Source organism: Candidatus Accumulibacter meliphilus (genome assembly GCF_036625345.1).
GTDB classification, from domain to species: Bacteria; Pseudomonadota; Gammaproteobacteria; order Burkholderiales; family Rhodocyclaceae; genus Accumulibacter; species Accumulibacter meliphilus.
In genome coordinates this window covers 33,842-46,962 of sequence record NZ_JAZKTZ010000014.1, presented here as the reverse complement: position 1 = coordinate 46,962, position 13,121 = coordinate 33,842, and the positions used below count along the sequence as shown (strand labels likewise).

Annotated in this window: 10 protein-coding genes; all 10 read right to left on the bottom strand. The window is 60.9% G+C overall.

The genetic code is table 11. The annotated features are described in order from the left end of the window. Positions 1 to 327 precede the first annotated feature (327 nt). The 10 genes from V5B40_RS21985 to V5B40_RS21940 all read right to left on the bottom strand — a co-directional run bounded on the left by V5B40_RS21985 (position 328) and on the right by V5B40_RS21940 (position 13,115). Entirely contained in the window at positions 328 to 1,377 is a 1,050-nt protein-coding gene (locus V5B40_RS21985) for a glycosyltransferase family 4 protein (RefSeq protein ID WP_332356558.1), read from the bottom strand. 71 nt (positions 1,378 to 1,448) lie between these two features. After that, positions 1,449 to 2,657 carry a TIGR04063 family PEP-CTERM/XrtA system glycosyltransferase gene (locus V5B40_RS21980; RefSeq protein ID WP_332356557.1) on the bottom strand — a complete coding sequence of 403 codons (1,209 nt, stop codon included), beginning with the start codon at positions 2,655 to 2,657 and terminating at the stop codon, positions 1,449 to 1,451. 103 nt (positions 2,658 to 2,760) lie between these two features. Further along, positions 2,761 to 3,951 carry a TIGR03087 family PEP-CTERM/XrtA system glycosyltransferase gene (locus V5B40_RS21975; protein ID WP_332356556.1) on the bottom strand — a complete coding sequence of 397 codons (1,191 nt, stop codon included), beginning with the start codon at positions 3,949 to 3,951 and terminating at the stop codon, positions 2,761 to 2,763. 16 nt (positions 3,952 to 3,967) lie between these two features. Further along, complete coding sequence (locus tag V5B40_RS21970; RefSeq protein ID WP_332356555.1) at positions 3,968 to 5,908, bottom strand: XrtA/PEP-CTERM system amidotransferase; 1,941 nt, start codon at positions 5,906 to 5,908, stop codon at positions 3,968 to 3,970. 9 nt (positions 5,909 to 5,917) lie between these two features. Next, positions 5,918 to 7,138, bottom strand: coding sequence for a TIGR03088 family PEP-CTERM/XrtA system glycosyltransferase (locus V5B40_RS21965; RefSeq protein ID WP_332356554.1), 1,221 nt, complete (start codon positions 7,136 to 7,138; stop codon positions 5,918 to 5,920). After that, complete coding sequence (gene xrtA, locus V5B40_RS21960) at positions 7,135 to 8,688, bottom strand: exosortase A (RefSeq protein WP_332356553.1); 1,554 nt, start codon at positions 8,686 to 8,688, stop codon at positions 7,135 to 7,137. Before xrtA ends, V5B40_RS21965 begins: the two co-directional genes overlap by 4 nt. Before the next feature lie 122 nt (positions 8,689 to 8,810). Then, on the bottom strand, positions 8,811 to 9,896 hold the full coding sequence (locus V5B40_RS21955) for a FemAB family XrtA/PEP-CTERM system-associated protein (protein ID WP_332356552.1): 1,086 nt from the start codon (positions 9,894 to 9,896) through the stop codon (positions 8,811 to 8,813). Beyond that, positions 9,896 to 10,759, bottom strand: a complete 864-nt coding sequence (locus tag V5B40_RS21950; RefSeq protein ID WP_332356595.1) for an XrtA system polysaccharide deacetylase — start codon at positions 10,757 to 10,759, stop codon at positions 9,896 to 9,898. Before V5B40_RS21950 ends, V5B40_RS21955 begins: the two co-directional genes overlap by 1 nt. 80 nt (positions 10,760 to 10,839) lie before the next feature. Further along, positions 10,840 to 12,009, bottom strand: coding sequence for a non-hydrolyzing UDP-N-acetylglucosamine 2-epimerase (gene wecB / locus V5B40_RS21945; protein ID WP_332356551.1), 1,170 nt, complete (start codon positions 12,007 to 12,009; stop codon positions 10,840 to 10,842). 11 nt (positions 12,010 to 12,020) lie between these two features. After that, a complete protein-coding gene (locus V5B40_RS21940; protein WP_332356550.1) occupies positions 12,021 to 13,115 on the bottom strand; it encodes an XrtA/PEP-CTERM system-associated ATPase in 1,095 nt (364 codons plus the stop codon). Between the last annotated feature and the right edge of the window lie 6 nt (positions 13,116 to 13,121).

Below are 13,121 nucleotides of genomic sequence, written 5' to 3'. Positions count from 1 at the left end.
AAGGGGCAGTTGTGATCGTCAGCGAACACCACGCTTCCGCTGACTTCTCCTCGTGCCATTAGGCCATACCGTTCTCGATGGCTGACGTCTTGCCAGCAATCGTCAATACCGACTCGATAGCACTGTCAAATGACTTTCATCGCCTGCCAGCTTTTCGCGACTGCCGTATCGGCGCCCGCGCACGGACTTGACACATCACGACGACCGTCTAGAAAATTTGCGAAAAACCCGAAGGGCCGCCACAGAGTATTCCCGTGGCGCATCGGTAACGAGGAACTGTGTCACGACTTCCGCGTCACCGGCGCCAGCGACATGCGGACGTTCATCTCAGCCCTTTCGGCAAGCGCTGCGGCTGATCGCCCGTTGATAAATATCCGCCCAGAGCGGCCAGACTGACTCCCACGTGTACTTCCGTACCTCGTTCAAGCCATTCACGATCAGACGCGCTGACAAGGGCTGGTCTTCGATCACGCGCAGAATAGCGTCAGCCATCGACTCTGGTGAACGAGCTGGCACCAGCAATGCCGTATGGGAATCGCGCACCATATAGGGCACGCCACCAACATGGGTGCTTACCACCGGCACGCCGCTAGCCAAAGCCTCGAGTACGGAGTTGGGCATGTTATCTACCAGGCTCGGGTTGATCGCCACGTCAGCATGCCGGTAAAGATCCGCCATCGCCGAAGGTTCGAGGCGACCGCTGAAGACAACCGCCGCCGCCAAGCCCAGGCCATCAACCAGCTTCTTCAGCGCTTCGCCTTGCGGACCCGAACCGGCAATGGTCAATGTCGCCTCGGGGTAACGCGCAAGCACTAAGGCAAAAGCACGAATAGCCGTCTCGTTGTCATAGATCTTCTCCAGATTCCTGGCCACCAGAAGACGACAGCCTGAGCTCCCAGAAACCCCTTTGCTTCGCTCGTCATTCCTGAAGCGGTCAACATTGACGATATTTGGCACCACTTCGGCGCGGATGCCGAAACGAGCAAAGACGTCCTGAAGAAAGCCGGACGGGACGGTGAGAATTGCCGCACGCGCCATGGTCAATCGCACCAAGCCGGCGGAGCGGTGGAGGAACTGTTCGGCCTCTCCACCACGATAATTCACCACGACGGGAACTCCGCGCAAATAGGCGATCCACACCGCAGGGGCCGCAAAAAGATGCCAAGACCATCCCGAATTGGCCATCACATGCATCACATTGCAGCCGCCAGCAAGCCGCCAAAGTGCGACCAGATAAGGGATCAGCCTGAAGAACGCACGCAGTAGCGGTATCCGTCCAAGCCACGCCGGTCGATAGGGCGCGTTCACTTGCACCAAGCGAACATCAACACCGGCCCCCCTGAGCAGTTCGGCGAGCTGCCTGGTCTGGTTAGCCATGCCGCCAGAAGGTGGTGGCAGAGGCCCGACCAACCCAACACGATATATGGGCTTAGTCACGTCCACCGGGTTCACCCGAGCAGCCGTTGGAAAGGCTGCACATAGCTTTCGACGGAACGCCGCCAACTGCGTTCGCTTTCAACGAACTGCCGTCCGGCAGAACGCAAACGGGGCCAGTCCTGGCGCTTGTCAAGCAGTTCGAGAACCGTGTCGCCGAGAGCTCTTGCATCACCTGCGCTGAAAAGCATTCCAGTCTCATCATGCTTGATCAACTCCCGATGCCCTCCGACGTCAGAGGCAGCAAGGATACGTCCCTGGGCCATGGCCTCCAACGGCTTGAGCGGTGTCACCAGTTCGGTGAGGCGCATTGAATGGCGAGGGTAGGTCAGGACGTCGACCAGATCGTAATAATGCTGCACTTCGGCGTGTGGGACGCGACCGGCAAACACCACCTGCCTGGTCAAACCAAGTCGGGCGGCCTGCTGCTTCAGGGCCTGCTCCTGAGGGCCGCCGCCGACGAGCAGCGCGCGCACTTCCGGGCGCTCGCGGAGAATCCGGGGCAGCGCATCGAGAAGGAGATCAAGCCCTTCATAGGCGTAGAAGGAACCGATGAAGCCAATGACGGTCGCGCCTTGCAGGCCCAGACGCTCCTTGAGCGCCAGGTCGGGCTCGCCGCCGACAGAAAACGAGTCGATATCGACGGCATTGGCAATCACGGTCACTTTCTCCGCCGGGACGCCGCGCGCCACGATGTCCTTGCGCAGGCCCTCGCAAATCGTGAACACATGGTCAGCGCGCTTCAGGGCATGTGTTTCGAGGCACCGCGTGAGGCGATAGCGGAGGCTGCCCTCGGTGGTGGTTCCATGATCCACTGCCGCATCTTCCCAAAAGGCGCGGACCTCATAGGCCACCGGCAATCCCAGGCGCTTGCCAACTCGCAACACTGGAATGGCATTCAGTACCGGCGAGTGGACGTGCAGGATATCCGGTTTGACGAGCTTGACCACTACCATCAAGCGCTGCTCAATCTGGCGCATCATCGCCAGTTCGTCAATGCCGGGCAGGCGCACACCGGCAAGCGACGGAGCCGCCGTGCGGTAGAAGTGCCAGCCGTCCACCGTTTCCTCGCCCACTTGGCAGTCGACCTGCTTCGGAGAGGTGAGATGAAAGGTCTGCCAGCCCAGCCGGCGCTGCTCACGCAGAAGTGAAAGCGTCCGGAAAGTGTAGCCACTGTGCAGTGGGATTGAGTGATCGAGGATGTGCAGGACGCGTGTGCTCATCGCCGCGCCCCCATGCTGCCCCGCCAAACAGGAAGCAGGCAACTGCCGGGTGCTCCGGAGAAATCAGGCGAGCAGCGCAGTGTACTGAGTAACGACAAGGATTTCACGGCTCAAGATAGTGATCAATGATGGACAGATGGGCATCCCAACTGTAGCGCGCCAGGATGCGTTCTCGTGCCGCCTTTCCTATTGCTCGCGCACGGTCTGGCTCCCCAAGTATCGCCTTAAGCTGCGCAAGGAACTGTGGAATAGTCCCTGCCGTCAGGAAGTCGCGCTCGGGAACGGCGTCAATGGCCGTCGAGCATTCCTGCGAAGCGACCACCGGCACGGCCATGGCCATGGCTTCAAGAACCTTGTTCTGCACGCCACGCGCCAGACGCAAGGGAGCAACGACCACCGCGGCATGCCGCAGGTACGGCCGCACATCCGGGACGGTTCCGGTCACCACAACCTGATGGTTGGCCAGAGCCTGTACCTCTGCGGTAGGACTGCGTCCAACGACATAGAAGCGCACGGTCGGCAAAATCCGCATCAAAGGCGGCAATATATCCTTTGCAAACCAGGTCACGGCGTCAATGTTCGGCCAGTAGTCCATGGCGCCGGTGAACACCAGGGGCAATTCTTGCGAGTCGAACGGGACCGGCAAGTCATGTTGCGGCGAAAAATAATCGGCGTCGACGCCGTTGCACATCGCTTCGACGCTACCCACACACTCCGGCGCAAAGCTGCAAAACAAGTCGGCCTCGGCCTGGGTGACAAAGAACGATCGCGCAGCGTGGGCGGCCACCGAACGTTCAAAAGCCAGTAATCGCTCCCCCTCCCGTCGGTAGAGCCAGGACATCGGCCAGCGGTGTCGCGGTGCATACTGCGTCCATTTCAGCGAGTCGACGTCTACAAAATCGACCAGCTTGTGCTGTGACACCCTCTGGACAAACATCGCCATCACCGAAGAAAAGATGACCACCGCGTCGATTCGCTGTTCGCGCAGGGTGCGATCAACCCAGGCCTGCAAGTCGGCATTGCGGTAATAGGAAAGCGTCAGCGGCTGCTTGGTCAGCAAGCCGCTCAAACTACGCAGCTTGGCGATCCTGGGAGAGAGCCGGACGGCGTGCATCTGCGCGCAAGACTCCGCAACGACATCGACATAAGCCTCGTCCTGCGGGTCGTCGACAAAGGTACCGAGGAACACCCGGTGGCGTGCAGCCAGGTGCTTGAGCAAGTGGTACGAGCGGACCTTGTCGCCCTTGTTCGGCGGATACGGGAGGCGGTGGACGAGATAGAGAATATTGCTCATGGAACAAATCGTGGGCTCATCTCGATGCTTGAGCTTCTGTGGCGATGACAATTTGCTCGACCGGCGCGTCAAGCACATTGCGCAGAAAGGCCTCGAACATAAGAATCGTCCACAGCGGTGCGCTGTAATCGCTCACTCCCGACTGATGAGCATCTAGTAGATGTCTAAGGTAATCCTGATTGAACCAGCCGGTTGCTTCCAGACGCGGACCGAGCACTGCCTCCCGGACGCGCTCGCGCAAGGGGCCGCGGAACCAGCGGGCGAGTGGCACTGCAAAACCCATCTTTGGACGATACAGGATGTCTTCCGGCAGCTTGCGCTCCATCGCCTTCTTGAGCAGATACTTCCCCTCCTGACCACTCACCTTCAACGCAGCAGGCAGCGTCGCCATCCATTCCACCAGCTCATGATCCATCAGGGGTTCGCGCACTTCCAGCGAGTGCGCCATGCTCGCGCGGTCCACCTTGGTGTTGATGTCACCAACCAGGTAGGTCTTGAGATCAAGGTACTGGATCAGCGCCAGGGGATCATCAGTGTCAGCCCGGCCGGCATGTGAGCGGAAGACCTCTTCAGCGCTGTAGCCGCTCAGCTCGCTGCGGAAGCGATCGCTAAACAGCTGCGTGCGCATCGGCCCGCGCAGGATGGACACCGAATGGAAATAAGCTTCGACCGAGGTTCTGGCCATGCCTTCGAAAGTGGTTTTGGCGCGGAACACGCGCGGCGCCCAATCGGCCTTCGGGTAAACACGCCCGAGCACGCCAAAGACGTGCCGCCGCACGCAGTGCGGCAGCGCCGAACGCAGCCGCTCTTCCATCAGGTGCATTCGATAACGACGATAGCCACCGAAAGTCTCGTCGCCGCCATCGCCCGAAAGAGCCACGGTCACGTGCTTGCGTGCCAATTGGCACACACGGTAGGTGGGGATCGCCGAGCTGTCGGCATAGGGCTCATCGTACAGCCGGGCAAGGGTGTCGATGAGATCGAAATCATCGCTGGCGACCAGTTCGCAGTGGTGGTTGGTGCGGTAGCGATCGGCCACCTGTTGGGCAAAGGCGGCTTCATTGAAGGCCGGGTCGTCAAAAGCAATCGAGCAGGTATTGACCGGCTCAGCCGACAGGCCGGCCATCAATGCCACCACCGCGCTCGAATCGACGCCGCCCGACAGGAAGGCGCCAAGCGGCACTTCCGAGATCATGCGCAGGCGAATTGACTCGCGCAGCTTGTCGTTGAGCTGCGCGCAGGCTTCCTCGATATCGACTGACGATTCGAGGCTGAAGCGCACATCCCAATAGGCTTTCGGCTCGGCCAGCAGCTGCCCGCGACGGACGCTGAGCATGTGTGCCGGCGGCAGTTTCCTGGCCTGACGAAAGATCGTCCGCGGCTCGGCGACATAGCCGAGAGCGAAGTATTCCTCGACCGCCAGGGGGTCGATATCGCGCGCCAGCCCACCATGCGCCAGCAGCGACTTGAGCTCGGAGCCAAAGAGTAAGATGCCATCGGGCAGCAAGGCGTAGTAGAGCGGCTTGACCGCCAGCCGGTCGCGCGCCAGAAAAAGCGTCTCGCGGTTGCGATCCCAGAGGGCAAAAGCGAACATGCCGCGAAAACGTTGCACGCAGTCCTCGCCCCAGGCTTCCCAGGCGTGGACGATGACCTCGGTATCGCTGCGCGTATGGAAAACGTGACCCAGCGCCTGCAGTTCGGGGATCAGTTGCTGATAGTTGTATATTTCGCCGTTGAACACCACGCAAACGCTCTGATCCTCGTTGTAGAGCGGCTGCTGGCCAGTGGAAAGGTCGATGATCGAGAGCCGGCGATGGCCCAGGCCGACGCCCGCTTCGAGGTGCAAGCCCCCTTCGTCGGGGCCGCGATGGTGCTGCGACTCGTTCATCCGCGAAAGGACACGACGATCAATGTCACGCCGGCCACGGGTATCGAAAATTCCAGTTATTCCGCACATATATTTGCTTCAGTTTCCTTGTCGCTTTTTTCGGCCGTCGCCTAGGGGTGAATCAAAGCCTTGCGGCCGGCCCTTGCCGGCATTCGCGCTCAGCAGTTGGTCGTAGAGACCCTGGTAACGCCCGCTCATCGCTTGCAGGCTGAAGTGCTGCTCGACTCTGGCCCGCCCCGCCACCCCGGCGGCACGCGCCTGCTGCGGATCGTTCGCGTAACGGGCGATCTTCTGCGCCATCGCCGCCGCATCGGAGACACCAACCAGTTCCCCAGAGCGGCCTGCTTCGATCAATTCGGCATTGCCGCCGACATTCGTCGCGATCACCGGCAGACCGCTGGCCATCGCTTCGAGGATGGTATTCGAGATGCCTTCGGCCAGCGAGGGCAGTACGAAACAGTCCAGACCACGCAGTATTTCGGGAATATCGTCACGTTGTCCCGGCAACCACGCCAAACCGGTTACGCCGGCCTCTGCGAGCATCGCCTGCGCCCGCGCTCGCAGCGGGCCGTCACCGATCATCACCAGCCGCAGACGACTCCTCAGTTCGGGAAAGTCCGTAAGTACGCGGATGAACGCCTGCGCCAATGTCGTCTGATCCTTGACCAACTGCATACGCCCCACACTACCGACCAGCCAGCAGTCCGCATCGGTAAACGGGCAGCCGGCAATCGCCTGGCGTGAGCTGAGGGGATGAAAACGCTGCACATCGACGCCGTTGTAAATCTGCGCGACACGGGTCGGCGACATACCGACCCGGCAAGTCAGATAGTCTTCAAGGTCACGCGACAGCGCTATGTAATGGTTCACGAACGGACGATACAAACGGCGCAGCCACTGGTTTTTCCTGTTCGAACCGTCGAGGTCACCGATATCACGGCCGTGCTCACTGTGGATCCGTACCGGCACACCAGCCGCCAAGGCCGGAATGGCCACTTCCAGCGCGGCCAGGTTGCGAGTGTGCACAATGGCCGGGCGCAAACTACGTAACAGTCGCCACAAGCGCAGATAGATCCAGAGCGCGTGACCGGGCGGCTTGCCCAGCGCAATGAAGCTGACGTCGTCACGAACGATGCGGCGCTTGAAGTCGGTGATCTCGGTCAGTGAAATGACCGCGTGACGATAAGCTTCGCGCGGCATGTGGTTGATCAGATTGACCACTCCGTTCTCGAGACCACCAACGTCAAAGCGGAACACCACATGGACCACCAGCGGACGTCGGTCCGCAGCGACCGTCATTGGCCGTCCAGGGTCTGCCGTAGCGCGGCATTGATGGCTGGTCCGGCGGTACGCACGAAGTCTTCAAGTAGCGCCTCCCCGCTATCGCCGCCATCCAGCGGCGTGTACAGGACGATCAGCGCCGAATCATCGCCATTGCCGGTCAGGCGCGATAGCGCCAGGTAGGCTTTGGCCATGACCTCGCTGGCAGTCCAGCGCCCGTTGACCCAGTACCACTGCCAAACCAGCATCCGTAGCGACGGCAGTCCGCGCAACACTACCGTGCGCACCTTGAGTTCCTGTTCGTCAAAAGGAATCGCACGCGTTCCGCCGCCCACTTTCGCCCACCGCGGATCGTTGTTGCTGACCAGGACATTGGTCGAACTGACCAGCTTGTGCTGCTCGTCCTGGTTGCGGTAGTAGGCGAGGAAGAGCCCAACAAGGTGCCCGTCTTTCTCGAAGCTGGCTTGGCTGCTCGCCGCGTAATTCTCGTAGCTTGGCTGCCAGCCGTACAAGCGAGAATCGCTCGCCTGCCAGCCAGGAATCGCGCCCACGGGCGCCGTCTGACCGATCTGCGGTGCACGATGATCCTCGATCTGCACTTGCGCGAAACTCCAGAAGCCGCCCACCAGGACGGTGGCTACGGCCGCGACCAGGGAACGCGAAGTCGCCGCAACTGCGGGCGCCGCGGTGATCGCCGTCGCCTGCGGCGGGTCCTCGAACTCGTCCTCGCGCCAGCGCGCACCGATCCAGAACATGGCCAGGATGACGATACCGAAAAAGAGCCAGCCGTAGATCAGATGGTCGACGCCGACCGCCAGCTTGTTGCCCGACAGATGGCCGATCATGACGATCATGTAGGCGCGCGCCCAGTTGGCGATGATCGGAACCAGGAAGGAAACGAGAACGAAAAGCAGCCGCCGCGTTAGCGAGCGATAGGTGAGGTAGGCGAACAGCGTCCCGACGGTGACCGAAGCGATCAGGTAGCGAACGCCGCTACAGGCCTCGACCACTGACCAACTGCCCGTTGGAATCACAAACCTCAGGCCTTCGGCATGTACCGGGATACCGGAGGAACGCAAGCCTAGAATGGTGAAATGCGCGGTCCATTCCATCAGCTTGGGCATCGTGAAATCGCCGAACGGGACGGCAAAGAACAGGAAAAACAGCGGAAAGGCAATGCGTCGTGCGACTTCCCAGCCGAGGACTGCCGGAACGGCCAGAATCAGCATTGCCACCAGTGCGAACTGGGACAGCGCATTGACCGCTGCGACCTCGCCCAGCAGCCAGGCAAAGCCGACGCCGGCAAACAGGAGCACCGCCAGAAAGCTGTACCGGGGCGCCAGCACGGCCAGACTGGAACGACTCCGCCAGATCAGCCACAGCGTGATCGGCGGCACGATAAAACCATGCGCGTAGGTGTCCGAGCGCTCCCAGATACCGGCCATCGTCAACGCCGTCTCGCGAAAGAGCAGCAGGATCAGCAGTAAGGTCAAGACCAGGGTGGGAAGAGCGACACGCCAGGCCGGATCAGCGGCAAGCGAGGTCGGACCGAGTACGGCTTGGTTCATGGCGTGGCTTCCAACAGGCGGCAACACTCAAGAGTCATCGAAGGTATTAAAGTTGGCGAGTTCATGTTTTCATCAATTCAAGGCTGCTCGGGCCTGGCACGACTGCGGCCTCCGCGCTACGGCTAACCCAGGTTGCGCACAATGAACGGACCAAGCCAGTTGGCGAGGCGAATCGGCATCCGCCGCCAGGTCTTGATCAACAACTGGTACTTGGCGTTGGCAGGGTTGTTTTGCGGGATCGAATCACGGCTGTACAGGCAATACTCGTAGAACAGGGGTTGCGGCTCGAAGCCCCAGTTTTTCTTGAAGGAATACGAGCCGGTACCCTGCTTGCTGCGACCGTAATCAAAGATCTTCAGGCCGCGCTCGCAGGAGCGGCGCATCAACTCCCAGTATTTGAAATCGTTGGCCGCCAGCTGGCGCGCCGAAACATCGTCGCCGGCGTAGTAAGGCAGGACTTCGTCGCGAAAATAAAAACTAAGCACAACACTCAGCGGCCGGCCACTGCTGTCCACCACGGTAAGCGCCTCGCAGTCGCTAGCGAAGACGCGCTGCAAGATCTCGAAATAGCGCCTGGGAAGTGCCGGCGTCCCGTGCCGATGAACGTTGTCGGCGTAGAGCGCAAAGAAGCGACTCAGATCCTTGTCGATCTCGCTGCGCAAGCCGTTCTTGATCCCTTTGCGGACCATCGCTCGCTGCTTGCGTGGGATGGCCAGCATGTTGGCCTCAAGCGTGGGTTCGAGCTCCTTGCGGAAGCGCACGTAGAGATCCTGCCGCGGCCACTCCGGATGACGATGCTGCAGGTTGCGTAGCTCAAGATGCTCGACACCGAGGCGCGTAGCGATTGCCTGCGCTTCGCGCTCCAACGCCTCGACCGCGGCCGGGCTGATTGCCGCGACCCCGCCATAGACGGCAAACGGCAAAGAGACCAGGGAATTTCCGAAAAGCACACTTTTCACCTGCGCCAACGGCAGAACACCCTCGATCGTCCCGGAACGCTCGGCATAAAGGAAATGCGTGCGATGCCCGAAGGACTCTTTGAGGACTTGCTGCCAACCGGACTTGTGAAAGAATGTCGCTTCCGGGCAGGCGTCGACGAAAGCATCCCACCGGCGAACGGCAGGCCGGTCGGCGGGATCCAGTGTCTTGACGAGCAAGGGCGCACTCGCCGCGACCAGCCTGGCCACTTCCTCGATTGTCGTTTCCATCAATTCACCATTGGCGGCCGCACCGCTGAAGCAAGAAATACCTCATCCATTCGTCCCCAGCTGAAGTCACCGAGCAAGCGCCTGATACGAGCCTCGGTGTACTGCAGATTGACGTAGTGACGAAAGCGGGTCTTGGTGCTGATGCCGGCGACGCGTGGCTGCTCGGCGTCGATTTCCCAGGGATGGAAATAGAAGATCGCCGGCTGCTGATCACGCTGGTTTACTTTCCGCAACAACCAGCGCGATAGCGCGTAGGGCAGCAGGCGAAAGTAACCACCACCGCTGGCCGGCCAGTTGCGGTCGAAATAGCGCAGGGTGGTCACCGGCAACTCAAGTAGTCCGTCACGCACCTGATGCGCAAAACGCGGGGCATTGGGCATGCCGTAGTGGTCATGGCGAATCGGGTAGATGCTCGAACTGTAGCGATAGCCGGCGCGGGCGAGACAGTCAAAGGCCCAGAGATTCGCTTCGCCGATCGAAAAACTCGGCGCGCGGTAGCCCTTGACTTCCTCCCCGGAGATGTCTTCCAGCAACTTTTTGGCCGAACTGATATCGGCCGAAAACTCGGCTTCGCTGAGATCGCTGGCACGCTGATGTCCGTAACCGTGACTCGCCAGCTCGTGCCCACCGGCGACGATACGGCGAACCAGCTGCGGGTAGCGTTCAGCAACCCAGCCGAGCGTGAAGAAGGTCGCCCGGGTCTGCCCTTCGTCAAGCATCAGAAGAATTCGCTCGACATTGCGTTCGACGCGGCACTCGCGCGACTCCCACTGCTCGCGAGGAATATACGGGGCCAGCGCGGAGACCTGAAAATAGTCTTCGACGTCGATCGTCAGGGCGTTGGTTATCGGCAGGCCGGGCATTTTGTGCTTGTTGTCCAATTTACCATGAGGGAAACGGTCAGACCGTCCATGATGATGTGGGTCGCAACAGGTAATGAGCGTTACGCGGTACGCAGCGTGTGCCGCGCGAGCAGCCAGGTAGCGAGGTCGGCGACGATTCTCGGCGCCGCCTGGCCATCCCAGAACTCGGGAATGCGACCGCGTTTACCGGCGCCAGCGAGAATCTCGGCAACCCCCTTGCGAATCGCCTGCGGGTCGCAGCCGACCAGAGTATTCGTCCCCTGCTCAATGGTGATCGGACGTTCGGTGTTTTCCCGGATCGTCAGGCAGGGAACGCCGAGTGCGGTACTTTCCTCCTGCAGCCCCCCGGAATCGGAAAGAACGAGCTTGGCTCCAGCCATCAGGCCGAGCATTTCCAGGTAGCCCTGCGGCGGTAGCAAAACGATGCGCGGGCTGCTCAACAGCTCGCTCAAGCCGAAACGCTCGAGGTTGGCACGCGTCCGCGGATGCAGGGCAAAGACCAACGGCAGCGCTTCGGAAATTTCGCGCAGCACCGCCAGCAGCGGCTGCAGCGTCTCGACCCGATCGACGTTGGATGGACGGTGCAGGGTTACCACTCCGTAGCCGTTGGCGTCGTCGAGCAGCGCCGCATCGCGGCCCGCCATCTGCAGCGTCCTCGCTGGCGGATGCGCCTGCTCGAGATTCGAGAGCAGCGAGTCGATCATCACGTTGCCAACGAAGCACACGCGTTCCTCGGCGACCCCTTCGCGGGTCAGGTTGCCCAGGGCGCTACGCTCGGTGGTGTACAGGCGATCGGCAAGCTGGTCGGTCAGCAGGCGATTGATTTCCTCGGGCATCGCGCGATCATGGCTACGCAGACCGGCTTCGACATGCACTACCGGCACGTTCTTCTTGACCGCCACCAGCGAACAGGCGAGGGTCGAATTCACGTCACCGACGACCAGAACACAGGACGGCCGATGGCTGTCCAGCACCGGCTCGAAACGCGTCATGACGTCGGCTGTTTGCACGGCGTGGGTCCCGGAACCGACTTCGAGGTTGATGTCCGGATGGGGCAGACGCAAATCGACGAACAAACGGTCGTTCATGTCATTGTCGTAGTGCTGGCCGGTGTGCACCAGAAGCGCCGGCACGGCCGGCTGGTGGGCACTCAAAGCGCGCAGGATCGGCGCCATCTTCATGAAATTCGGTCGCGCGCCAACCACACAGACGACAGGGCCGAGCTCGGCAGGCCACAGCTCGTCAGCCATCACACTCTCCTTCATTGTTTGGCCCGAACCGCATCGACCAGTTGTTGAATCAGCGAAAGAACCGCTGCATTGCTGCGTTCAAGGCGGACGATGCTGCGCTCGATGCGGATCATCCGTTGGTCGGCCTGGCCACTTTTCAGCTCGGCAATGGCGCGTGACGCGCGCTCCGCGATTTTGGGCTCAAGCTCTAGACGCGAGAGGTCGATATCGAGGATGCCGCTCTCGGTCAGTTGTGAATGCACCGCGCTCTCGCTGCCATCGCCGGGGCTGTTCGCTGCGATGACCGAAACCGATTGCGTTTCTTCCTTGAGCTCGCTGGCCACTTCCTCGACGTCGGCACGGGTGAATTCACTCTTGCCGGCCAGGAAGCCGGACAACAGCAGGCGATCACAATGCGCGTTGATGCGCCGCGGTATGCCACCACTGGCCTCGAAGATCGCCTCGAACGCACCGGCATCAAAACGCGGCGAACCTTGTGCTCCGGAGCACTTCAGCCGGTGCTCGATGTAAGCCAGTGTTTCGTCCTGAGCCATCGGGCCGATGTGACAGGCGGCGATCACCCGCTGACGCAACTGCTTCATTTGCGGGCTCTGCATGACCTTGCGAAACTCCGGCTGCCCGATCAGGAAACTCTGCAGCAGCGCCTGCGTCCCAAACTGGAAATTTGACAGCATGCGCAGCTCCTCAACCGCACGCGGCGTCAGGTTCTGCGCTTCATCAACAATCAGCAGACAGCGTTTTCCCTCGCTCGTCACCTCGACCAGAAAAGCTTCCAGGGCCAGCAGCAGCTCCGCCTTGCCAACGTTCTTGCCGCCGACGCCAAAGGCCGCCGCCACCATGCGCAGCGTGTCCTCGGCGTCGAGCTGGGTACTGACCAGCTGCGCAGCGACCACCTTGTCCGCGTCGAGGTCATTGAGCAGACCGCGGACGATCGTCGTCTTGCCGGCACCAATCTCGCCGGTGACGACGATGAAACCTTCGTTCTGATTCAGGCCATACTCGAGGTAGGCCATGGCCCGCCGGTGCTGCTTGGAAGCGTAATAAAAGCTGGGGTCAGGGTTCAGCTGGAAAGGCTTGCTGGTCAAGCCATAGAAAGATTCGTACATGACGAC